Source organism: Clostridioides sp. ZZV15-6388 (assembly GCF_020657755.1).
Classification (GTDB): domain Bacteria; phylum Bacillota; class Clostridia; order Peptostreptococcales; family Peptostreptococcaceae; genus Clostridioides.
On record NZ_JAGWCU010000011.1, the window covers coordinates 46,883 to 71,016 of the forward strand.

The following is a 24,134-nucleotide window of genomic DNA, read 5'->3' on the forward strand; positions in this document are numbered from 1 at the left end:
AATTAAACAGGATTAAAATAAAATATAAATTAGTAGAATGATTTATATAACTGCTGCCTTAGAAAAAGTATTTTAAAAATAAATTAGAATTTTTAAATAAATAAAATATTGGTATGCTACTTGCTCTTTAAGAGAGAAGTAGCATTTTTTATTGTTCATAAATAATTTAAGGGGTGAAGAAAGTGATTAAAAAGAAATATCCAGTAATAGGAATATCAGGAAACTTATTAATTGATGAAGGGGGGATGTTTCCTGGTTATGAAAGGGCTTATGTAAACAATGACTATATACAGTCAGTAGTTATGTGTAAAGCTATACCATATATTGTACCAATTGTATATGATGATGAGATTATAAAGGAACAAGTATCAAATATAGATGCACTTATACTATCAGGAGGGCAAGATGTAAATCCTCTCATATGGAAAGAGGAACCTCATAATAAGCTAGGTGCAATATCACCCAAAAGAGATGGTTTTGATATGAAGTTATTAAAACATGCTTTAGATATGAAAAAACCAGTGTTAGGTATATGTAGAGGGGAGCAAATAATAAATGTAACTGAGGGAGGAAGCTTATATCAAGACTTATCTTTAATTGAAGGAGCTTACATAAAACATAATCAGCAACATTTATCGAATATACCTACACATACAGCGCAGATAAAAGAGGGTACAAAGTTGTATGAAATATTAGGAGAAAAAGAAATCTTAGTTAATAGTTTCCATCATTTAGTTGTCAATAAGGTAGCTCCAGGATATATTGTTTCAGCTACTGCTAAAGATGGTTTAGTTGAAGCTATAGAAAAGGAGGGAAATGAGTTTGTAATAGGTATACAATGGCATCCAGAAATGATGACTAAGGATTGTGATAATATGAAAAAAATATTTATGGCAATAGTTAAAGAAGCATCTAAAGAAAAATAATTATAACTATATTTAAGTTGGGTTTGGAGGAATAGCAATGAAAAAAAGCGTTAAGTTAGGTTTCTGGAGTATTGTATTATTAGGGATTAATGCAATAATAGGGTCAGGTATATTTGGTTTACCTGGAGATGCTTATACAAATATAGGTCCAGCGAGTATATTAGTACTAGTTTTTTGTATGTTTTTAGCTGTCTCTATTGCTTTATGTTTTGCTGAAGCAGGGAGTTGGTTTGATACTGATGGAGGGCCATATCTTTATGCAAAAGAGGCATTTGGAGATTTTATTGGGTTTGAAGTTGGATTTATGAAGTGGATAGTTAGTATGATTGCCTGGGCGACTATGGCAAACTTTTTTGCAGTCACACTATCATCTATATGGCCTCAAGCAGCAGAGCCACTTATTAAAAATATAATAATTGGTATATTAGTTGGAGGACTTGGGCTTATAAATTTTATGGGAATGAAGCAATCTAAGCATTTAAATAATATAATGACTATAGGAAAATTATTACCAATAGTTTTATTTATAGCTGTAGGTTTATTCTTTATAAAAAGTTCTAATTTTACACCATTTGTAATAATACAAAAAGGTCAAAGTACATCATCAGCTTTTGTAGCAGTATCAATAACTTTATTTTATGCTTTTACAGGGTTTGAATCTTTAGCTGTTGCAGCAAAAGATATGGAGAATCCTAAGAAAAATGTACCTAAGGCATTAGTGATGGTAATGTTTGTGGTATCAGTAATATATATGCTTATATTGGGGATAAGTATAGGTGTATTGGGAGATGGATTAAGAGGGTCAGCGACTCCTGTTGCAGATGCTGCTATTAAAATGTTAGGTCCTATAGGTGGATATATAATTACAATAGGGACTATAGTATCTGTTGGAGGTATAAATATTGCATCATCTATATTTACACCAAGGTCTGCTGCTGCTTTGGTTGAGCAAGGATTAATGCCTAAGTCTATAAGAAAAACTAATAAAAATGGAGCTCCATATATAGCAATTATAGTATCTGTTATAGGAACTTTATTAATAGCATGGTCAGGGTCATTTACAACATTATCTCAAATAAGTGTTGTATCTAGATTTATTCAATATATTCCTACCTGTCTAGCTGTATTAATATTAAGAAAGAAGTATGCTGGTAAAGACATAAACTTTAGGATACCTGGAGGAGCAATTATACCAATATTTGCAGTAGCTATAAGTGTAGTATTATTGATAAAAGCAGGTATTGATGAACCAATGAAGATAGTTTGGGGACTAGGTGGTATGATAATTGTAGTTCCTATATATTTCTATATGACCAAGGTATACTCAAAGAAATATAATGATATTGAAGTCAAATAATCCTTATAATTATTAGATAGTAAAATTACGAGGATTGTAATAAATTTTCTATCTATAAATTGGATGCAGAAGTATAATCATGTGATTGATTTTTTTGTACTTTAGCTCTAGTATTGAAATTCACAAAGAATCATATTTATATGTATTTTATAAGGATACTTTTGAATTTAGGATAAGCTGTATAACATTTTGGTGTTATACCGCTCTTTGTATAAATAACTTTATTTTTTACTGCTCTAGTTGTGTAAAATGATGGAATATTAAATTCATCTAATAAGAGATGTCTATAAAGAAGAAACTGTATGTACAAAGAAAGGAGTAGAGTATAAAATAGAGTGTAAACTAAAACTTATAAAATTGTATGGTTAAAATAAGGAGCAGATAAAAATGAAAGTATTAATTTCTATAGATTCCTTGAAAGGAAGTTTATCTTCAATCGAGGCAGCAAATGCAATAAAAAAGGGAATATTAAAAGTAAAAAAAGATGCAGAAGTAAAAATATTGCCACTTGCAGATGGTGGTGAAGGGACAGTAGATGCTTTAGTTCAAGGAATGAATGGGAAAAAAGAAACTATAGAGGTTACTGGACCTATAATTAAGAAAGTAAGTGCGACACATGGATTATTAAAAGGTACAAATACAGCAATAATAGAAATGGCTCAAGCCTCAGGATTAACATTAGTTCCAACTGAATTTAGAAATCCTTTATATACCACGACTTATGGTGTTGGAGAAATAATAAAGGAAGCAATAAATAAAGGCTATAGAAACTTTATAGTTGGAATAGGTGGAAGTGCTACTAATGATGCTGGTGTAGGTATGCTTCAAGCTTTAGGATTTGAGTTTTATGATGAAAACAACAACTTAGTAGGGTTAGGTGGAACAGTTTTAAATGAAATAAGACATATAAAAGTAGATAATAGATTAAAAGAATTAGATGAATGTAATTTTAAAATAGCTTGTGATGTAAACAACCCACTGTTTGGAAAAAATGGAGCTGCGTACATATACGGACCTCAAAAAGGTGCAACACCAGAAATAATTGAAGAGTTAGATAATGGACTTAGAAATTTTTCTAAGGTAGTAAAAAGTAACCTAAATAAAGATGTAGCTAATGTAGAAGGCGTAGGAGCAGCAGGTGGATTAGGTTTTGCATTTTTAGCGTTTTTAAATTCAAAATTAGAATCAGGAGTAAAAATAATATTAGATGAAATTAAATTAGAAGATGAAATAAAATGTGTAGACCTTGTTATAACAGGTGAAGGTAGGTTGGACAATCAAACTGCTATGGGTAAGGCACCAATAGGAGTTGCAAAACTAGCCAAAAAGTATGGAGTAAAAGTAATAGGTTTGGCTGGGGCAACGACAGAAGATGCAGTTAAGTGCAATGAAGAAGGGATAGATGCTTATTTCTCTATAGTAAATAGGGCTATGACAATTGAAGAAGCAATGGATAAAGAAACTGCAAGTAATAATATGACTGCTACAACAATACAAATATTTAATCTTATAACTAGTATACAACAGACAAAAAATAAGTAGTATTTAAATTAAGATATATTGAGTAAAAAGAAAGCTGTCACATATGAATTTAGATTTTTTCAGTGTGACAGCTTAATTTATTTTGTATTAATAATTTTAATAATATGTATTGTGAACAAATTAATGAATTTAGATGCTTTGAATAAGATAAGCTATTCTATTCATAAAACTACTATAACTATCTGCTTTAGTGAGTTCTTTTACATTATTCCACTCAGATAGTATTTCAATAAAACTTTCAAATATGTAATTGAATCTTTCTTTTTCTTTTTCGTTTATAGGTATCATGGCTATAATTTGAACTTTTTCCTCTCCCCATTTAACTGGTTTATCGTTTACAATTAAACAGACTCCAGTTTTTAAAGCATTCATTTTCATACTATGAGGAATTGCTACATTGTTATTAAACGCAGTTGAAGACATATTTTCTCTTATAAGAACGTCATCTATATAGTTAGGCTCAACATATTTATTTTCATATAGTACATTTCCCATAAATCTTATATAATCTTTAGCACTGTCTAAATATATGTTTTTCATAAATAAAGACTCACTGAAGTACATTTCTAAATGATTTTGTACAGTAAGTATATTTTTTCTTTCCTTAATCTGAATAAATTTACTTTGAATATTGTCATAATCTTTTATGTTTGGATAAGGATTTATATAGACAAAAGGTAGAGGACATCTATCACTAATTGGTAAGGTAGTAATAACCATATCTACTTTGCTATCAAAGTCTAGATTATGAGTGTCTGAAAAAATCTGAATAACTTCTATAGATTCATTAAATCTTTTTTCGAGGTCTCTCACTATTTTGAGTTGTAAGTCATAGTAATTTGGAGTAATTAATGCACAGAGAACTTTATCTTCTAGTAGTTTTTGCCTATCAAAAAATGAGCCTACATGAAGAGATATATATGATATCTCATCTTCATCTATCTTTATATCCTCTAAAATTTGAATTTGATTACAAATATAAACAGAAATATCATATATTAGAGGATAGGAATCTTTTAACTTTTGAGGTATTTGATTTCTCAAAACTTGATTATTATTAGCCCTACTTACTAAATTTTTTACATGAAGAGTAAATCTTACAACGAATTCATCATCAGATAAATCTATAAAATATAAATCATATACATTTTTAATTATTTTCTTAGTTAAATCAACGAAATGTTCATTTATATAATTAGATAATGATTTAGTATCCATTTGATGGTAGTTTAAGACTGTGGTTTTGTTTGTTAACTGAAATACTAAATAATATAGTTCTGCACTAGTTAAAGTTATATCGTATTCAGACTCTAAAAAGCTTGATATATCTTTTGCTATATTTATATCTATATTATTGTCTATGTAATTTACTACTTTACCTGATTCTATGTAATTATTCTTTTTTATCCTATCTATGGTTATCATTAGATGAAGAAGTATGTTATTTATAGCATATTCATTTATAAATAAATTGTACTTTTTTAATATATGTATTACATTTTCCTTTAGTTTAGTTAGATTATATTCCTGATATATTTTTTGAACATCAAATAAACTTAAAAAGTCACTTCCTGTTTCTTTAAATATTATAGAACTCATTAATTTACGTTTTGAAGACTCATCTCCAACTAGTTTTAGTAAAAATCTTGATTGTTTTATTTTTAAATTATAATTTTCTATAAATTTATTAGCTTTGACGATATCACCTTCAATGGTTGCTGAGCTAACAAATAATTCTTCACTTAAATCAAATATATTAATTCCTTTACTATTAACGATAAGTTCCTTTAAAATTAAATTTAACCTATTAGCAGGTGATGCATTTTCTGAACTATCAATTTTAGTTTGACAACTACTATTAAGATTTACTTTATATCCTTTTTTAGAGGACAATATAATTTCACCAGTAGAATTAATCTCATTTACATATTTTCTAATTGAACGTGTTGATACGTTAAGATAATTAGCTATTGTAGATGAATCTATCCAAGCATGTTGCGTTTTTATGAAATTTAAAAATAACTCTTTTTTAGATGTTTTCATCAATATCCCCTCGCATAATTTTTAAAATAAAATCTGTATGATATGATATATTGTATAATTGAATGTACGTATTGTAAAGTACATTATACTATATATTAACATGCCTAGTTAAGAGTAAATGATTTCCTATTGTTAGGAACTATATTTATGTTAAAGGAACTTATTTAGGAAGTACAATATAAATATAATCAAATAAAAATAAAAAAAATTCATTAAGAAGTAAATAATGAATGAAGATATTGGAGGTATTATTATGAAAAATATAAGCGTGTTATTAGCATGTGGTTCAGGAGCAAGTACAGGGTTTATGGCAACTAGTATGAGAAAGAGTGCAAAGAAAAAGGGGATAGAAGCAGATATAAAGGCTAGAAGTGAGTCAGAAATAGATAAATATTTACCAGAGATAGATTGTTTATTATTAGGGCCGCATCTAGACTATATGAAAGATGAGATTCAAAAAAGAGCAGATGAGTATAACGTTCCAGTGGCATGTATATCTAAAATTGCATACGGGAGATTAGATGGTGCAAAAGCTTTAGAAGAAGCACTAGAGCTAATATCAAATAAATAAAATATTTATAGGGAGATTATTTATGAATAAATTTATAGATTTTTTAAGCGAGAAGTTCACACCTGCTGTAAATAAGATAACTAAAAATGTGTGGATACAATCAGTTCAATCAACCATAATGAAGGTTTTACCGATGGTATTTGTAGGTTCTTTGGTAACTATAGTTTCTGTTTTGAAAAATTACATAAGTTTTTTACCTGATTTAAGTCCAATAAATCAATATACATTTGGACTTTTAGGATTATTTATAGCATTTTTATTACCTATGGAAATAATGAAAAATAAGAAATTTGAAACTATGAGTGTTGTTGCAGGTCTTGCTGGTGCAGGATTAATGTTAATGATGATTCGTCCAGAGATTACAGAACAAGGAACTGTATTTAACTTTAACAGATTCGGAGGAGAGGGGATGCTTGTGGCACTGGTTGCAGGTTTATTCTCTGGATTAATAATGTCTTTATTTGGGTCTTTTTCATTTTTCGGTGAAGATTCGGCACTTCCTGATTTTGTAAGCAAATGGTTTGACAGTATGTTACCTATAGCAGTAATAATGTTTATAGGTTGGTTATTAATTTATGGACTCAACTTTGATATGTTTGAAATAATAGTTAAAATCTTCAAGCCAGTATCAGATATAGCACAAACATTGCCTGGTTTTGTACTATTAAACTTCTTAGTAGTATTTTTGTATTCTTTAGGTATAAGTGGTTGGGTACTATCTCCAATAACTTATGCAATTCAACTTAGTGCAATTGCAACTAATGCAGCAGCTGTAGCATCAGGAGGTGTGGCAACTAACATATATACTTATGAAGTTATTCAAACAGGTTGGATAACTATAGGAGGATGGGGAGCAACATTACCACTAGTTTTAATGATGTGTTTATCTAAGGCTGGAAGAATCAAAGCAATAGGAAGAGCATGTGTTGTTCCATCAATAATGAATATAAATGAGCCAGTAATGTTTGGAGCTCCAGTAGCATGGAATCCATTCTTAATGCTACCTATGTGGATAGGAACGATAGTAATATCAATAACTACTTACTTATCAATGAGTCTGGGGTTTGTTACAATTCCAAGTAAAGTATTTAATTTATGGTATCTTCCTTTTGGAATATCTACTTTTATGATAAATGAAGAGGTTAGAGGGTTAATTGTTCTAGCAATAAATATAATATTACTATTTATGATATGGTATCCATTCTTTAAAGCCTATGAAAAAGAAGAATTAAAGTTGGAGAATCAAGAAGCTTAAATTTAGATGTTGAAAGGAAATTATAAATATGACAATTGAAGAACAAGTAATAGATGAAGAGTTAATAGAAGTAGCAATGCAAATAATACTTCGTGCAGGAGAAGCTAGAACAGAAATTAAGCAAGCTCTTAGTGATTTGGAAAAGTTTGACTACAAAAATGCTGATATAAAATTAGCTAAAGCAAAAGAGTTTATGACAGAAGCACATAGAGCCCAAACCAATATTATACAAGGAGAAGCTGGAGGAGAAAAAAGAGAGCATTCATTATTATTTGCACATGCTCAGGATACTCTTATGACAATATTTAGTGAATTAAATATAGCTATGTCTTTAGTAGGGATAGTAAAGTCTATAGAAGATAAGGTAAATAGTATAAATAATAGATAAAATGAGGAGTGATTAAGTTGAGTAAGTTTCCTAAAGATTTTTTATGGGGTGGAGCTGTAGCAGCTAACCAGCTAGAAGGTGCTTGGAATGAAGGTGGAAAAGGGTGGTGTTTAGCGGATGTACATATATATGATAAAGATAGAGATATATCTAAACATTACGAGTCTGATATGACTATAGACAAAATAAAGTTCGCTATGGAAGATAAGGAAGGTTATTATCCTAAGCGTAGTGGAATAGACTTTTATCATACATATAAAGAAGATTTAAAACTTTTAAAAGAATTAGGATTAAAATGTTTTAGATTTTCGATAAACTGGTCTAGAATATTTCCAAATGGAGATGACTTAGTGCCTAATGAAGAGGGATTAAAGTTTTATGATAATCTTATAAATGAAGTAATTAATAATGGTATGGAGCCTATTGTAACACTACTTCATTATGAGACTCCTTTAAATTTAACATTAAAGTATAAAGGTTGGACTAATAGAAAAGTAGTAGATTTCTTTGTTAGATATGCAGAATTAATGTTAAATAGATATAAAGACAAGGTCAAATACTGGATAGCTATAAACCAAATAAACTTAATGTATCATGAATCATTTAACTCAGTTGCATTTTGTGTAGACCAAGTAGATAATGTAGAACAAGCTAAATATCAAGCTATACATCATCAGTTTATGGCTACAGCTTTAACTAAGAAGCTTGGAAAAGAAATAAATTCAGATATGATGATAGGTATGATGATGGCAGACTGCACATCTTATCCAGAAGATTGTGACCCTGAAAATATAGTATTTGCCTTAAAAAGAAATAGAATACAGTATTTCTTTACAGATGTAAGTTTTAGAGGAGAGTATCCAACTTATATTAAGAGATTTTTCACAGAAAACAATATAAATATAGTTATGGAAGAAGGGGACAAAGAAGTATTAAAAGAAAATACTATGGACTTCCTAGCTCTATCATATTATTATTCTACAGTAGTATCAGCAAGTAAAAATACTATGAATCCAATTGATAATATAAAAAATCCATATTTAAAGGCAAATCCTTGGGGATGGGCAATTGACCCAAAAGGATTGTATCATACTTTGTCTCAATATTATGATAGATATCAAAAACCAATAATGATAGCTGAAAATGGATTTGGGATGCATGATAAATTTGAAGATGGAAAAATTCATGATAGCTATAGAATAGATTATTTAGGAAAGCATATAGAGCAAATAGGTGAAGCTATAGCTGATGGGGCTGAAATACTAGCTTATTGTATGTGGTCACCAATAGATATAATAAGTTGTTCGTCTCAAGAAATGGAAAAGAGATATGGGTTTATATATGTAGATATAGATAACAATGGAAATGGAAACAGAAAACGTTATAAAAAAGATAGTTTTGAGTGGTATCAAAGTGTAATAAGAACCAATGGAGAAGAACTAAAATAAAAAGTAAATAGTTTCTAAATATGAATAATCCCTCTTATAAAAACTATATTAATAATATGGTTTTATAGGAGGGATTATAATTATAAATAAGGTGGTTTTATTAATTATGAGTATAAAAAGGTTTATAAAAAAGTTTATAAAAAGGTTTATAAAAAAGTTTATAAAAAAGTTTATAAAAAAGTTTATGTTTATATTTTTAATTATAAATATGTTGGGATGTGGAATATCTCTTATACTTCAGTCAGGTCTTGGTAGCGATGCCATTACACTTTTAAACGAAGGTATACACTTAAAGCTAGGTGTAAATTATACAGTAGCAGGGTTAATATATAATGGAATTTTATTATTGCTAGCATTGTTATTGAATAAAAAAGGATTGGGATTAGGAAGTTGTGTTTATGTACTATTAGCAGGTGCATTTATAGATTTATATACATATTTGCTATTGAATTTTAATATAGGGAGTTTAGATATTATTATTAGAAACATGAGTTTTCTCATGGGGCATATGCTTATGTGTGGTGGATTTGCAATGCTTATAAAGTTTGATATTGGAATGAGTCCTTTAGATGCAATATTAATCCATATTGAAAATAACTTTAAATATTCATATAAAGTTTTAAAAACTACAGTAGATGTACTATTTTTAATTCTAGGTGTATATTTAGGCGGAAATTTAGGATTTGGAACTCTATTTTCCATATTATGTACAGGGACCACAATTTCAATTTTTAGTAAATTAATCTCTACTAATAAAAAAATATACTTTTCAAATATATAAACTGATAAGTGGATAAGTATGAGGTATATATGAATAGTATTCAATAATTTAAGTCGCTTGAATACTGAAAATCTTGTAATTGCTCAATTTTGATGATTGAGCAATTACTTTTTTATTGTGATATAACATAATGATAATATAATAAACTAAAGTATAAAATTATAATATTATAAATTTATATCTATAGACATTGACTAAATCATAATTGTGTATAAAAATAAGTAGTTAAGAGGTAATATATTATAATATGTGATAAATTTAGACAAATAAAACCTATATATAAGGAGAGCGAAAATATGATAATTGAGTTAAATAAAAGAAACTCTGAAAATCTAACGAAAACGGAAATGGAAATAATTAAATTTATAAATCAAAATGAGTCGATATTACCAGAATTGTCCATAGTAGAGATTGCTCATGAAACATATTCGTCTCCAGCAACTGTTTCAAGAGCAATTAGAAAATGTGGTTTAAATGGATTTAATGAACTTAGATACAGGTTGACAGTAAAAGATGAAAATAATGATATACACAATATGGGGGATATAATAAACAAGTCTTTTATAGAAGCACAACGAGTTATAGAACAAATATCTTTAACTACACTAATTAATATAATAAAAACTATAAATGAATCTAGTAAGATATACGTCCTAGCAAGAGGTCTTACTGAATATGTAGCAAAAGAGTTTAGCCTTAAGTTACAATTGCTTGATTTTAATGTGTTTTTCATAAATGACCCTAATATAATGAAAATAAAATCTAAATCAATGAAAGAAGATGAACTTATAATCATATTTTCGTTGAATGGAAATACTAAAGAACTTGTAGAATCAGCACAAAATGCCAATTTAGGTGGAGCCAAAGTTATAACATGTTGCTGTAGTGAAAATGCAAAACTTATAAAGTATTCTGATTTATATATTGTAGGATATAAGCATTATCATATATCTATATCTGAATATGAAGTGTCTTCTAGGTTGCCCCTGTACATTATATCTAGGATAATTATAGATTATATGGTCAAATATAATAATTCTGGAAATTAAATTGAAAAAGTCTATGAAAATCTATTTTCTATTTATGAAAAGATTTTCATAGACTTTTTTATTATAATGAAAGCATACACAACAGAAGCAAGGGGGAAGACAATGATATATACATTAACCACGAATCCAGCAATAGATATGAACATATCTACTAATGGTATAAAAAGTAAATTAGTAAATCGTACATCAAATGCTACATATTCTCCTAATGGAAAAGGTTTAAATGTAACATTTGTACTAGGTCATTATGGTATAGAGTCTAAGATATTAGGTTTTTTTGGAGGATTCTCAGGAAAATATATAGTTGAAGAAAGTGAAAAGAAAGGGTTTGATGTACTACCTACATGGGTAGAAGATACAACTCGTATAAATATATTTTTAAATGATGGAAATGATGAGTTTAAATTTGTAAACTCTGGGTCATATGTAAATGCAAAGCAAAAATTAGACATGCTAGAGAAGCTAGAGTCATTAGAAGATATAAGTTATTTGTCAATAAGTGGAAGTTTACCACCTGGTATTGATGAGAATTACTATGAAGAAATATTTGAGATTTGTAAAAATAAGAATATAAAAACAATACTTGATATAAGTTCGCCGAAATTAAATGAATTATTAGAATATAATCCATATTTGATAAAACCAAATGATGAGGAAATCAAAGATATATTTGGAATTATCGTAAGAGATGAAGAGGATATTAAGGATGTACTTAAGTTACTACATTTAAAAGGAGCTCAAAATATATTACTAACATTAGGAGAAAAAGGTTCTTATTTTTACAATGGAAAAGCAATTTATTATGCTAGTGCTCAACCAGTTACAGTTGTTAGTTCTGCATGTGCTGGTGACTCTGCATTAGCTGCTTTTTTAAGTATATGGCTAGAAAATCCAGAAGATATTGAATATGCATTAAAAAGGTCTGCGGCAACGGGTGCAAGTGTGGCTGAAAGTAATGGTATAGGTAATCTGGCGAATGTAGAAGATTACATAAAAAATATAAAAGTAAGAAAGGTGGTATAAAAATGGGGAAGAAGATAATCCTTGGGGTAACAGGTTGTCCAACTGGAATTGCTCATACATTTATGGCAGAAGAAGCATTAAAAAAATCAGCTAAAGAATTAGGATGTGATATAAAAGTTGAAACAAATGGCGCAATAGGTGTAGAGAATAAATTAACAGCAGAAGATATCGAAATGGCAGATGCAATAATAGTTGCTTGTGATAAAAACGTTGATATGGATAGATTTAATGGAAAACCAGTAATAGAGGTGCCTGTAAAAGAAGGTATACACAAAGCTAGTGAGCTTATAAAAAAGTGTATTGATGGTAAAGTACCAGTTAGAAAAGGAAGTACATCAAGTAACAAATTTACAGAAGAAGGTAATTTATCGTTTGGTCAAAAGTTATATAAGGACTTAATGAATGGGGTATCTCATATGCTACCTTTAGTAGTAGCAGGAGGAGTGCTAACTGCTATATCATTTTTGTGGGGAATTTATTCATTTGACCCAAATTCAGAACAGTATAATCAGATAGCAGCTACATTAAAATCTGTTGGTGGATATTCTATGAATTTGATGGTTCCTATATTAGCAGCATTTATAGCTCAATCTATATCAGGTAGACCTGGTATGTTGGCAGGGCTTGTTGGAGGAATGATATCGTTTGACACAGGCTCAGGTTTTTTAGGTGGAATTATATCAGGATTTTTAGCAGGTTATGCAGTTAAATTATTCGTGTATTTATTAAGAAAATTACCAAGACAGTTAGAAGGCCTTAAGTCAATTTTTATAATTCCTATAGTCAGTGTAGGTGTTGTTGGTATATCTATGTTGTTACTTGGAGGACCATGTTCAGCACTTAATAATGCTATGATGAATTTCCTTTCAGGATTACAGAACTCAAGCCCTATAATCTTGGGATTAGTAATAGGGTGTATGTCAGCATTTGATATGGGAGGTCCAGTAAATAAAGCAGCATATGTAACTGGAACTATGCTTCTAGGTCAAGGAAACTACTTATTCATGGCAGGTGTATCTGCAGCTTGTATAACACCACCATTAGTAATAGCAATAGCATCTACTTTATTTAAAAATAGATTTACAGAAGAAGATAGAGCAGCAGGACTGATTAATTATATACTAGGTAGTACTCATATAACAGAAGGAGCGATACCTTTTGCAGCAAAGAATCCACTGAAAGTCTTGCCAGTACTTATGATTGCATCATCAATATCAGCGATTTTAACTTACATAATGAAAATAGAGGTACCAGCTCCACATGGAGGATTTTTAGTCTTAGGATTAGTAAATAAGCCACTTTTATGGGTAGGATGCATACTTGTAGGTTCATTAGTAGGAGCAATACTTTATATGATGGTTACACCTAAGGTAGTAAATAACAATAATACTACAGAAAATACAAATGAAATTAAAAATGGACATAAAAATAAAAATACAAAATTGGAAAACGTATCTAATAACATATCTTTGTATAACGAAGAAACAGTAGTTTTAGATGTTAAAGGAAAAAATAAAACAGATGTAATTGATGAAATGGTTGAAATACTTGATAAATCGGGTGTTCTTTTAGATAAAAATAAATTTAAAGAAGAAATTCATAAGAGAGAAGAAATATCATCTACAGGTTTTGGTATGGGCATAGCGATACCACACGCAAAAACAGATGCAGTAAAAGTACCACGTGTAGCAGTTGGTGTATCAAAAGAAGGGTTTGATTTTGAATCGGAGGATGGAAGTCCAGTACATATTATATTTATGATAGCAGCTACAGATAATGGTGATAATTTACACTTAAAGACATTGTCTCAACTATCTGCAAAGCTAATGGATGAAGAATTTTTAAATGAGCTAATAAATAGTAAGACAAGCATAGAAATAGTATCAAAATTAAATAATGAAGAAATTAAATCATTATAAATATATAGGAGGATGAATTATGGCATTAGTGACAACTAAACAAATATTATTAGATGCACAAGAAGGGCATTATGCAGTAGGAGCATTTAATGTTGAAAATATGGAGATGGTTATGGCAGTAATAGAAGCTGCTGAAGAACTTAAATCACCTGTAATACTACAGACAACACCTTCAACAATAAAGTATGCAGGATTGGATTATTATTTAGCAAATGTAAAGGTAGCATCAGAGAAGGCAAGCGTTCCTGTAGCAATGCACTTAGACCATGGTTCAAGTTTTGGGCTAGCAATGCAGGCACTTAGAGTTGGATATACTTCTATTATGATTGATGGTTCTCATGAAAGTTACGAAGATAATATATCAGTATCTAAAGCTGTTGTAGATGCATGTACACCTTCAGATATACCTGTTGAAGCCGAATTAGGTAAAGTTGGAGGTAAGGAAGACGATTTAGATGGTGGTGATGGTGGAGCATATACAGACCCACTAGAAGCAAAAGAATTTGTAGAAAGAACAGGGGTATCATCTTTAGCAGTAGCAATAGGTACGGCACATGGGTTATATAAGGGAGAGCCAAAACTTGATTTAGATAGATTATCTGAAATTAGAGAGGTTGTATCAGTTCCATTAGTATTACATGGTGGGTCAGGGATACCAGATGAGATTATTAAAGAATCTATAAAAAGAGGGATTTGCAAGGTTAATTATGCAACAGAGTTAAGGATTGCTTATAGTAATGGGGTTAAGGATGTGCTTAATTCTGACCCAGAGGTAATTGACCCTAAGAAATATGGTAAAAAAGGTTTAGATTCGGTTAAAGAATTTGTTAAGAGTAGAATGGAAGTTTGTGGATGTGTAGGAAAATCAGTAGGGGAAGTGGAGTGTTATCAATAAAACCTAATCATAAATAAAAATAAAGTAAGAGGTCTATAATAAACCTCTTACTTTATTTTATATATTTAAGAGAGTAAGTGGAAATCTGGAATAAAGAAGATATTATTAATGTAATAAAAAATCTCTTCTTTCATTTTAATTTAATAGTAAAAAGACCATAATAGAGGAATAGTTATTAAAGTAGATGGTACTTCAATGATGAATATATGATAAAATAATTTTGTATAGTATATATAATAATTATAAAATAAGATTGTTATGTTAATTTTAAAAATTAAAAAGTATAATAAAAAGAAAATTTGATAACTATTTAGAGTGATTTTTAATTGAGTGTAAAGGGTTACCAATTATTAAGAAGTATAACTAAAATATATATTCAAATTATTTTATGGAAAGTCGTATATAATTATAGATAAATTAAGACATAAAGCAGATAAGAGATTAGTATGAAAAGCAAATTTTTAGATGCAATTCAGTGATTCTGTTAATCAAGTAGATAAATGAAAACTAGAAATGAAAATTAGTTTAAAATAGTTATAATATAACTTTAATTCATTAATGTAAAGAGCTTTTGAAGGAGAATTATTTAACTAAGTAATATTACATAATAAATATGAGGTGATTAAATGAGAAATATACCAGATGAGATTAAAAACTCAATAATAAATATATTTCCAAAAGAAAATACTATGGCCATCATAATATTTGGTAGTTATGGAACAGATAGGCATACATCAGAAAGTGATATAGATATAGCATGGATTCCTATCAAAAAAGTATCAATTACAGAGCTTGCAACGAAAACAGAGGCTCTAAGAAATATATTAGATGTTGATGTAGACTTAAAGATTGTTACAGATAACTATACAATAGCACTTAGAAAGGCTATTTTAGAAGGTGATGTTATTTATGAATCTAAAGATTTTAAGGATTATATAAATAATTTCTATTTTGAAAATAGTGATGTAATAGATATCTTAGATTGGAGGGATATGTATGGTAATTAGAAATAAATTGTCTTGGAGTTCAATAGAAGAAGTAAATAGAGATTTTGGTTCTTGTTTATATGATTTGCAAAACTTCAAAATACTATATACTAAAGAAGAAATACCTGAATTATGGGCTAGATATATAAAAGAAGGTTTTAAAAGCTATATGGTATCATTTCTAGAATTAACAAAAGCAATGCTGTATTATAAATCAATTAATTTAAATATAAAATCTAAGACCTTCTATGATTATCTCTTGGCTTGTGAGTATCATAACTTATTGCCCCAAAATTCTTCTATTGTTATAGAAACACTTAGAAAGTTAAGAAATGATGATTCTCATGGATATGATATACCAGAGTTTGAAGATATGTATGAGTTGTTTACAGAAAACGAAGAGGTATTTGTTAGTATAAGAAATACTTGTAAAAAATGATTTTTAGGGAGACGCATTTTAACTAAGATGTAAAGGAAAGAAAAAACCTTGAGTAACTTTGAGTTTTTAAAAGAAGTTAAATAAAATGTATCAGAGATAAGTTAGTAGTAGCAATTGGCTAATATCTTATTTGATTATAATAAAATAACAATACAACCTCTTAATACAGCTTTAGAATCTAAATCTATATTAAGAGGTTGTATTTAATTAAATTAATACAAATGTTGTATAATTAAATCATAAATACTAAAAGTTAATGAAGCCAAAATAGAAAATATCATTATACAAATATATGCATATAAATTTATTATAAAGATTAATAAATCATATATTATTTACAATTTATTAAGAAGAACTAGATGTATTTCTATTATATTGAGATATAAAACCTTTAGGCATTTTACTTATAAAATACACAACCATAATACAAGACAAAGGCTTGTCTACTATATTGCTAAGTATTCTTGGAAAGAATGCAGCAGTAAATATCTTCTGACCAGACTGAACTAAAAAACCGACTAATAAATCAGCACCACTTCCACTTAAACCACCAAACAATAAAACTGAAATAGGAGTACCAATTAAAGGACAAACAACAGATAGAATTAGTCCTGTAATAATAGCCTCCTTATAACCAAAACCTTTTTTCTTAGAAATATAACCAACGATAAGACCAAGAACAATATTTACAAGGGCAAAAGGTATATTCGTAGGGCCTGATATAACTCCTAAAACCAAGTTTGTACAGCCACCAATAAGAGCACCCCAAAAAGGCCCTAATACTACAGCTCCAAGCACAGTACCAACCGTATCTAAAAATAATAATGGTATATTTATCATAGATATAGCTATACCTAAAACAATGTTAATAACTATACACATTGAAGAAAATGTTATTTTCTTAGTATTCAATTATAATACCTCCTAAAAAAATGTATATATTTATCATAGTATAGATTATAAAAGATTACTAATTGTATATTTCTATATAGAATACTATAAATATAGAGCAAATGAATAATATAATTATCAAAATATGTAGTATTATTAAAAGTGAGAATACTTAAGGAGAATATTATGAAAAGAAACAGAGAGATTGTAGTAGTTTGTCATTGTATATTGAATTGTAACTCTAAAGTAGAGGGGCTATCAGAATTTAAAGGTGCACAAAGTATAACAATAAATTTAATAAATAATGGATATGGAATAATTCAACTACCATGTCCAGAGATGATTATGTATGGAATAAATAGGTGGGGACATGTAAAAGAACAGTTTGACAATTTGTTTTTTAGAGAACAATGTAGACAAATGCTAATACCTTATATAAGACAGTTTGATGAATATTTAAAAAATAATTATAATATAAAAAGTATCATTGCCGTAGATGGTAGCCCAAGTTGTGGATATAACAAGACCTGTAGTTCTAAAAATTGGTTTGGTGAATTAAGTGGTTGCAAGGATTTGATGAATAAAATAAATGATATCCAAATGGTAGAAGAGAAAGGTATTTTTATAGATGAGTTAGAAAAATTACTTAATGAATATAATTTAGAAATACCTATAGTTGGATTTGACGAACTTAGAGAAGATAAGTAAATATATTAAGGATATATTATAAAAGCTTACTATCTTATCTAAAAGAATATTAGATAGCTATAATAATATAAATTCAGATTCAAAAACTTCATATAAATATTTGTAATAGAAGCTTTTATATAAAAGGGTGATTATTCTGAAGAAGGAGAATAATCACCCTTTTTATGAATTTATATAGTAACCTAAAAATTGAAAAATACATAAGTTTAACCCCAGTTGTGTCTCCCAAATACCCACTTGTGCTATAAATATTGAACGTAGAATGCCTTAATGCTATTTTGTATTTAAGATAACTCAATTAAAAAATAGTATATTTGTTGGAGTAATTATATAAATGTTGATTTATATAATTATCTTAAAGCCATATGGAATGTACATGTATATGATTAAAACTATAAAAAATAAAACAGTTATATTCTAAGGAGGGTAAAATGGGTATTTTACAAATAAAAAACCTAACTAAAATATATGGAAAAGATGAAACAGAAGTTAAGGCATTAAATAATATAAATATAAAAATAAACAAAGGTGAATTTGTTGCAATAATAGGCAAGAGTGGAAGTGGAAAGAGTACATTATTACATATAATGGCTGGTCTTGAAACTCCAACAAGTGGACATGTAATTATAGAAGATATAAATATCTCATCTCTTAATGAAAAACAACAATCTATTTTACGGAGAGAAAAAATAGGTTTAATATTTCAATCATACAATCTAATTCCTGCTTTAACAGTTGAGGAAAACATAAAATTACCAACAATAAATATCAATAATAAAAATGATAATTATGTTGATGAATTAATGCTATTACTAAGTATAAATGATAGAAAAGAACATCTACCACATCAACTATCTGGTGGACAGCAACAAAGAGTAGCAATAGCAAGAGCACTTATAAACAAACCATCAATAATATTAGCAGATGAACCTACTGGTAATCTAGACACTAAAAGTGAATCTGAGGTTTTAAATTTGCTAAAAAAATCTCAGAAAAAATACAATCAGACAATAATAATGATAACTCATAACATGAATATTGCTAAGTATGCAGGCAGAGTCATAAAAATAGAAGATGGAGTTATAAGAGAGTAGGTGTAGCTGTGAATCTAAAAAAACTAGCAAGAAAATATATGATAGGAGATAAGAAAAATACATTATTAATAGTTATAAGTATTGTAATTTCAACTGCATTATTTTTAGTAATGAATATAATAAGTGAAGATGTTAGAAATTTAATGATAAATCAATCTAAAAAAGAGTTAGGTACAAAGCATGTTGCATACTCTGAACCACCTAATGAAGAATTAAAGTATTTAGAGAATAATCCTGATATAAAGAAGATTGGAAAATCAATATTTTTAGGATTGCATGAAATAGGAAAAGGTCAAATACTTCAAATATTATGGGATGATAAGGCTACTCAAGAAATGTCTAACTCGTATACTTTAAAAAATGGCAGATTTCCAGCAAAAGAAGACGAAATAGCAGTAGATACATGGTATATTAAACAGTGTAAAATAAAAGAGCCAATAGGTAAAAAAATAAAGATAGACTATATTAAACAAAGTAAAAAAGGAGTAAATTTATATACTAATGAAAAAGAATTTAAGATTGTAGGAATATTAGAAAGTAATCCAATTTTAAAAGCACAAGGTATGTCTGTAGCCACTATAAGTAAAGAGTATGCCATGAAAAATATGCATATTAAAAATAAATATGACCAAGTTATTTTTATGTTTAAAAAAGAATTAAATATACAAAAGCAAATAGATAAGCTCGTTAAAGATAGAAAATTAAATGAAGATAATATAACATTAAATAGACCATTAATATTAGCTATGTCAGATAGTTTAAATTTGAAAATACCATATATTTTAGTAAATATAGTAATTGCTTTAGCTACTATATTATTAATTTACAATATATTTTATACATTAATGTTGAATAGAGCTAAGGATTTTGGAATACTAAAAACACTTGGTTTTATACCATCTGATATTTCTAAAATAATAGTCTGGGAAGTATTTGTATATTCGATTATAAGTATTCCTATTGGAATAATAATAGGAAAATTAATAGTTAGTTTGTGTAGTGAATACATGATAGGAGCAATATATGGTATTAATTATATAAATTTAATTAAAGATACTAGCCATATGAATGCATACATATACTCAATATTATTAAGTACATTAACCATAATAATATCAGTATTAAAACCACTTATAGAATTCTCTAAAACTGACCCAATGACATGTATAAAAAAAATTGAAGGGGAGATTGTTGTAAGGAAAAAATCATCCATAAATAGACTGATGACTAAACTTTATAATGACTATGGAAATATAGCATTAAAAAACATACAAAGAAATCAAAAACGAACAAATTTGCTTATAGTATCAATATCATTAGTATTTTTTTTAATATTAACAGTATATTCAAAAGCTACAAGCAATTTTTTAAATGATGGTGGGTTACGGTTATGGATTCCTGGAGATTTTTTAATAACTAACATAGATTCCTCATCTATATTACAAAATACAGTAAGCTATGATAAAAAAACTTTAAAAGAGATAGAAAATATAAATGGTGTTAAAAAAGTAAATGCTCATAGAAATAAATACTTTATCACGATGAATAGTATTGAGAATATAAATAAAAAATCAAAATATTGGAAGGAAAATAAAGATGTACTAAAACAAAATGCCCATATTGAAAATGGAAAAAAGATAATGCCAAGTTTTATTGAAGTTTTAGGAGTTGAAGATAACAATATATTAAAGAAGGTATTAATAGAAGGTAAAGGAAATTTAAGTAAATTAGAGAAAGAACCATATATATTAATAGATAAAAAGTATAGTGAATCACTTAATGTAAAAACTGGTGATAAAATAAATTTAAACTTTAATATTTCAGACACTAAAACAGGTAACTATAAAGAAACAATTTCTAAAGAGTTTATTGTTGGGGGAATTATTACAAATTTACCTATAATATCTCAAGGAGTAGGAACAAGCTTTGGAGCTGTTCTGCATGTAAATCAAATGGATAAATTTACAGGAGTTCATTCATATGAGCGATTTGATGTATGGACTAGTAAGCTTGCCAATAACAAATATATTGAAAGCGAATTGAATAAAATAGTAGACAAATCAGGCAAAGGTCTATTGACCCCTTATAAGGAGGAGGCATCTGGAATTGAAAAAAGCGATAATCAAAAAAATATGATTGTGATAATAGTTATTGGAATTATAGTTGTATTATCTATGTTTAATTGTTGTAATATTATAGTTGTTAGTATAAAGAATAGAAGAAGAGAATTTGCATTACTTAGAGGTATAGGCATTTCAAAAGATGAAATTAAAAGAATTATTAAAATAGAAGGGATAATATATCTATTTAATGGAGTTATCTTAGCTATAATACCCAGTTTGATTGCAAGATTGATAATAATAAAAGATTTTGAAACTATCAAGCTGATAAACCTAAAGCTTATAGGAGCTGTGATTATAATAGTAGTGTTTTTGTTGATAATAATTATAATGACAATTATAAAAGTTTTAAAAAATGTACAGAGTGAAGATTTTGTAGAACAAATAAAGACATTATAATAATGATTTAAGTAGATTTAAAACTATCTTAATATGGAGTTGATATCAATCTCAATATAAAAATAATATTGCATGATGAGCTTATTTTTATATTGAGTTTTACAGTAAATTAAAATAATATTATAATAAAAATAATGTTTTTATAATGCATATATTACAGGGAGGTAAGGGTGTATAGGATAGTTATTTGTGAAGATGATGTAGAACAAAGAGAGAAAATAAGAAATTCGATTACTCAGATATTAGAAGATGTATCAAGTCATATTAAAATATTTGAGTATGATTGTGCAGAACAGTTTCTAGAGGAAAATCCTGCAGGTATAGATATTTATATTCTAGATATTAGGATGGGAGATATGACGGGAATGAGTTTAGCAAAGGTTATAAGAAATGAAAATGAATCAGCCGAAATAATGTTTATTACTTCTCTAGTTGAGTATATTCAAGAAGGTTATAAAGTTAGAGCATATAGATATTTACTAAAGCCTATAAAGTATGAAGAACTAAAGGAAAGTATCTTAAGCTGTGTAAAAGATTTAACTAGAAAAAAAGATAATTTTATGATTTTAGAAAATAGAGGAAGCATTAAAAAAATACCTATAAAGGACATTTTATATATTGAGGTTATAAGAAGAGATATTATTGTACATACCATAGATGGAGAGTATCACACAAAGTGCAGTATGGATAAAGTAGAAAAAGAGTTGAAATTATTCAATTTTTTTAGATGTCATAAGAGTTTTCTAATTAATATGGTCTATATTGATAGTATAGAAAACAATACAGTTATGATTAGAGATAGAGAAGTTCCAGTTAGTAAACATAGAATAAGTAATCTTAGAAAAACATTAACTAATATGCTTGGAGATATTTTATGTTAGAACAATATATTTGGAGCATCATGTTATCAATACCAGGAATAATAGTACCTTTAATAATATCAAAAGTAATACTTGAAGAAGTGTTTTCATGTAATAGAGAAAATAAAAGAATACCTATTTTTTTATTACTAGGAATAATAATTTCCTGTTTATACAATCTAAAACATATAGATATTAGAGTAACTTTGATGTTATATTTTGTGTTAATGTTTGTATACTATAAGAAAATATATGGTTTTAATAACTTAAAGTGTGTAATTATAAGTATAGGTTATCTGATAATTTTTATATTGGTATACCTATTAGTGTATAAAACAATATATGAAGTTATGGTTTCTATAAGAGGTAGAGTTATACTCTTTGATTATTATGCTCTGTTAGGTAATAAAATAATAAGGTTAGAAGTAATAGTTATATCAAATATGATTTTATTATTTTTGATACCAATTGCTAAATCACTTAAATTAAAAAGAAAGATAATTGGTATACATTACATATATGTACTTCTCTCAATAATAGGAAATTTGATATGTATTATTATATTATTTGACACTGTATATAGATACACTTTTGGGAATACAAGTATATACATGGACTTTATTATGGTATTAGTATCTTCAATATTATTATTAACAAGTATATTTTCTGTAAATATGATAAATAAGATAGTTAACCATAATAAATTAATGTTAGAAAATAAAGTGATTAGAGAAGATATTAAAAAACAAAACATATATTATTTAAGCTTACAAGAATCTCAATCAAATATTAGACAATTATATCATGACATGAAAAATCATATGATATGTATAACAAATGTATATGGTAATAATGAATATATTAATAGTATTAATGATGAATTAGAAAGTTATAGATTAATGTCTGACACTGGCAACGTAGTTTTAGATGTGATTATAAATGATAAAAGTCTACTTTGTAAAAAGTACAATATAGACTTTGTAGTTGATATAAGAATGGATAATTGTAATTTTTTGGAAAGAAGTGATATATGTAGTATATTTTCTAATATGTTAGATAATGCCATCAATGCTTGCATCAAGATAAATGAAAATACAATTAATAAAAAAATTAAACTTAGAGGAACTAAAGTAAATAATTTCTTTGTTATAAAATGCGAGAATTCAAGAACTAACGAATTGAAATTTAATGGAGAAAAAATAATAACTGACAAGGAAGATAAATTTATGCATGGAATAGGAATAAGTAGTATGAGAAAATCAGTAGAAAAATATAATGGGAATTTAGAAATAAAAGTTGATGAAAATAAATTTATAATAATAATAGATATTCCATTATCAAGATTTTAAATACTATAAATAATATGAAGTCTCTAAAATAAACTTTAAGTATATAGGAAGTATTTATTATTTGTATGGTTTTTAATTTATTAGAATTATA

General features: G+C 27.6%; 21 protein-coding genes. 19 read left to right on the plus strand and 2 right to left on the minus strand.

Annotation, left to right across the window (positions count from 1 at the left end; all coding sequences use genetic code 11):
* Positions 1-173 precede the first annotated feature (173 nt).
* The 3 genes from KGF48_RS09105 (at position 174) to KGF48_RS09115 (ending at position 3,825) form a co-directional block, all read left to right on the plus strand.
* Positions 174-926 carry a gamma-glutamyl-gamma-aminobutyrate hydrolase family protein gene (locus KGF48_RS09105; RefSeq protein WP_304521243.1) on the plus strand — a complete coding sequence of 251 codons (753 nt, stop codon included), beginning with the start codon at positions 174-176 and terminating at the stop codon, positions 924-926.
* Positions 927-963: 37 nt separating this feature from the next.
* Entirely contained in the window at positions 964-2,283 is a 1,320-nt protein-coding gene (locus KGF48_RS09110; RefSeq protein ID WP_227830071.1) for an APC family permease, read from the plus strand.
* A gap of 387 nt (positions 2,284-2,670) precedes the next feature.
* Positions 2,671-3,825 (plus strand): glycerate kinase, encoded by a 1,155-nt coding sequence (locus KGF48_RS09115; protein ID WP_227838958.1) that lies wholly within the window; start codon positions 2,671-2,673, stop codon positions 3,823-3,825.
* A 129-nt stretch (positions 3,826-3,954) separates the two neighbouring features.
* Here KGF48_RS09115 and KGF48_RS09120 read toward each other — a convergent pair whose 3' ends face one another.
* Positions 3,955-5,868 carry a PTS sugar transporter subunit IIA gene (locus tag KGF48_RS09120; protein WP_227838957.1) on the minus strand — a complete coding sequence of 638 codons (1,914 nt, stop codon included), beginning with the start codon at positions 5,866-5,868 and terminating at the stop codon, positions 3,955-3,957.
* 253 nt (positions 5,869-6,121) lie between these two features.
* Here KGF48_RS09120 and KGF48_RS09125 point away from each other — a divergent pair, with 253 nt between their 5' ends.
* From KGF48_RS09125 to KGF48_RS09175, 11 genes are all read left to right on the plus strand, one after another.
* Positions 6,122-6,439, plus strand: coding sequence for a PTS sugar transporter subunit IIB (locus KGF48_RS09125; RefSeq protein WP_227838956.1), 318 nt, complete (start codon positions 6,122-6,124; stop codon positions 6,437-6,439).
* A 22-nt stretch (positions 6,440-6,461) separates the two neighbouring features.
* The gene (locus KGF48_RS09130) at positions 6,462-7,694 is read left to right on the plus strand and encodes a PTS transporter subunit EIIC (RefSeq protein ID WP_227867957.1); all 1,233 of its coding nucleotides are present in this window, start codon (positions 6,462-6,464) and stop codon (positions 7,692-7,694) included.
* 28 nt (positions 7,695-7,722) lie between these two features.
* Entirely contained in the window at positions 7,723-8,082 is a 360-nt protein-coding gene (locus KGF48_RS09135; protein WP_227838954.1) for a PTS lactose/cellobiose transporter subunit IIA, read from the plus strand.
* An 8-nt stretch (positions 8,083-8,090) separates the two neighbouring features.
* A complete protein-coding gene (locus KGF48_RS09140) occupies positions 8,091-9,530 on the plus strand; it encodes a glycoside hydrolase family 1 protein (protein WP_413894796.1) in 1,440 nt (479 codons plus the stop codon).
* Between the two features lie 106 nt (positions 9,531-9,636).
* Positions 9,637-10,311 carry a hypothetical protein gene (locus KGF48_RS09145; RefSeq protein ID WP_227838952.1) on the plus strand — a complete coding sequence of 225 codons (675 nt, stop codon included), beginning with the start codon at positions 9,637-9,639 and terminating at the stop codon, positions 10,309-10,311.
* Positions 10,312-10,607: 296 nt separating this feature from the next.
* Positions 10,608-11,360 (plus strand): MurR/RpiR family transcriptional regulator, encoded by a 753-nt coding sequence (locus tag KGF48_RS09150; protein WP_227838951.1) that lies wholly within the window; start codon positions 10,608-10,610, stop codon positions 11,358-11,360.
* 102 nt (positions 11,361-11,462) lie between these two features.
* Positions 11,463-12,383, plus strand: coding sequence for a 1-phosphofructokinase (locus KGF48_RS09155; protein ID WP_227838950.1), 921 nt, complete (start codon positions 11,463-11,465; stop codon positions 12,381-12,383).
* A gap of 2 nt (positions 12,384-12,385) precedes the next feature.
* Complete coding sequence (locus KGF48_RS09160; RefSeq protein WP_227838949.1) at positions 12,386-14,302, plus strand: PTS fructose transporter subunit IIABC; 1,917 nt, start codon at positions 12,386-12,388, stop codon at positions 14,300-14,302.
* Between the two features lie 19 nt (positions 14,303-14,321).
* The gene (gene gatY / locus KGF48_RS09165) at positions 14,322-15,197 is read left to right on the plus strand and encodes a tagatose-bisphosphate aldolase subunit GatY (protein ID WP_227838948.1); all 876 of its coding nucleotides are present in this window, start codon (positions 14,322-14,324) and stop codon (positions 15,195-15,197) included.
* A gap of 626 nt (positions 15,198-15,823) precedes the next feature.
* Positions 15,824-16,204 carry a nucleotidyltransferase domain-containing protein gene (locus KGF48_RS09170; protein WP_227830062.1) on the plus strand — a complete coding sequence of 127 codons (381 nt, stop codon included), beginning with the start codon at positions 15,824-15,826 and terminating at the stop codon, positions 16,202-16,204.
* Positions 16,194-16,622 (plus strand): hypothetical protein, encoded by a 429-nt coding sequence (locus KGF48_RS09175; RefSeq protein ID WP_227838947.1) that lies wholly within the window; start codon positions 16,194-16,196, stop codon positions 16,620-16,622. Before KGF48_RS09170 ends, KGF48_RS09175 begins: the two co-directional genes overlap by 11 nt.
* A 345-nt stretch (positions 16,623-16,967) precedes the next feature.
* Here KGF48_RS09175 and KGF48_RS09180 read toward each other — a convergent pair whose 3' ends face one another.
* On the minus strand, positions 16,968-17,534 hold the full coding sequence (locus tag KGF48_RS09180) for a CD3073 family putative ECF transporter S component (RefSeq protein ID WP_227838946.1): 567 nt from the start codon (positions 17,532-17,534) through the stop codon (positions 16,968-16,970).
* Between the two features lie 165 nt (positions 17,535-17,699).
* Between KGF48_RS09180 and KGF48_RS09185 the strand changes: the two genes are divergently transcribed.
* From KGF48_RS09185 to KGF48_RS09205, 5 genes are all read left to right on the plus strand, one after another.
* On the plus strand, positions 17,700-18,221 hold the full coding sequence (locus KGF48_RS09185) for a CD3072 family TudS-related putative desulfidase (protein WP_227838945.1): 522 nt from the start codon (positions 17,700-17,702) through the stop codon (positions 18,219-18,221).
* A gap of 431 nt (positions 18,222-18,652) precedes the next feature.
* A complete protein-coding gene (locus KGF48_RS09190) occupies positions 18,653-19,315 on the plus strand; it encodes an ABC transporter ATP-binding protein (RefSeq protein WP_227838944.1) in 663 nt (220 codons plus the stop codon).
* Positions 19,316-19,323: 8 nt separating this feature from the next.
* Complete coding sequence (locus tag KGF48_RS09195) at positions 19,324-21,834, plus strand: ABC transporter permease (protein WP_227838943.1); 2,511 nt, start codon at positions 19,324-19,326, stop codon at positions 21,832-21,834.
* A gap of 170 nt (positions 21,835-22,004) precedes the next feature.
* Positions 22,005-22,715, plus strand: a complete 711-nt coding sequence (locus KGF48_RS20660) for a LytR/AlgR family response regulator transcription factor (RefSeq protein WP_227838942.1) — start codon at positions 22,005-22,007, stop codon at positions 22,713-22,715.
* The gene (locus tag KGF48_RS09205; RefSeq protein WP_227838941.1) at positions 22,709-24,043 is read left to right on the plus strand and encodes a sensor histidine kinase; all 1,335 of its coding nucleotides are present in this window, start codon (positions 22,709-22,711) and stop codon (positions 24,041-24,043) included. The genes KGF48_RS20660 and KGF48_RS09205 overlap by 7 nt, the downstream gene beginning before the upstream one ends.
* The last annotated feature ends 91 nt before the right edge of the window (positions 24,044-24,134 follow it).

Excerpts from the sequence above, each read along its gene's own strand:
- KGF48_RS09175 (WP_227838947.1), top strand. The coding sequence starts at position 16,194 with ATGGTAATTAGAAATAAATTGTCTTGGAGTTCAATAGAAGAAGTAAAT.
- KGF48_RS09205 (WP_227838941.1), top strand. The coding sequence starts at position 22,709 with ATGTTAGAACAATATATTTGGAGCATCATGTTATCAATACCAGGAATA.
- KGF48_RS09125 (WP_227838956.1), top strand. The coding sequence starts at position 6,122 with ATGAAAAATATAAGCGTGTTATTAGCATGTGGTTCAGGAGCAAGTACA.
- KGF48_RS09155 (WP_227838950.1), top strand. The coding sequence starts at position 11,463 with ATGATATATACATTAACCACGAATCCAGCAATAGATATGAACATATCT.
- KGF48_RS09150 (WP_227838951.1), top strand. The coding sequence starts at position 10,608 with ATGATAATTGAGTTAAATAAAAGAAACTCTGAAAATCTAACGAAAACG.
- KGF48_RS09115 (WP_227838958.1), top strand. The coding sequence starts at position 2,671 with ATGAAAGTATTAATTTCTATAGATTCCTTGAAAGGAAGTTTATCTTCA.
- KGF48_RS09185 (WP_227838945.1), top strand. The coding sequence starts at position 17,700 with ATGAAAAGAAACAGAGAGATTGTAGTAGTTTGTCATTGTATATTGAAT.
- gatY (WP_227838948.1), top strand. The coding sequence starts at position 14,322 with ATGGCATTAGTGACAACTAAACAAATATTATTAGATGCACAAGAAGGG.
- KGF48_RS09190 (WP_227838944.1), top strand. The coding sequence starts at position 18,653 with ATGGGTATTTTACAAATAAAAAACCTAACTAAAATATATGGAAAAGAT.
- KGF48_RS09130 (WP_227867957.1), top strand. The coding sequence starts at position 6,462 with ATGAATAAATTTATAGATTTTTTAAGCGAGAAGTTCACACCTGCTGTA.
- KGF48_RS09120 (WP_227838957.1), bottom strand. The coding sequence starts at position 5,868 with ATGAAAACATCTAAAAAAGAGTTATTTTTAAATTTCATAAAAACGCAA.
- KGF48_RS09145 (WP_227838952.1), top strand. The coding sequence starts at position 9,637 with ATGAGTATAAAAAGGTTTATAAAAAAGTTTATAAAAAGGTTTATAAAA.
- KGF48_RS09160 (WP_227838949.1), top strand. The coding sequence starts at position 12,386 with ATGGGGAAGAAGATAATCCTTGGGGTAACAGGTTGTCCAACTGGAATT.
- KGF48_RS09170 (WP_227830062.1), top strand. The coding sequence starts at position 15,824 with ATGAGAAATATACCAGATGAGATTAAAAACTCAATAATAAATATATTT.
- KGF48_RS09135 (WP_227838954.1), top strand. The coding sequence starts at position 7,723 with ATGACAATTGAAGAACAAGTAATAGATGAAGAGTTAATAGAAGTAGCA.
- KGF48_RS09110 (WP_227830071.1), top strand. The coding sequence starts at position 964 with ATGAAAAAAAGCGTTAAGTTAGGTTTCTGGAGTATTGTATTATTAGGG.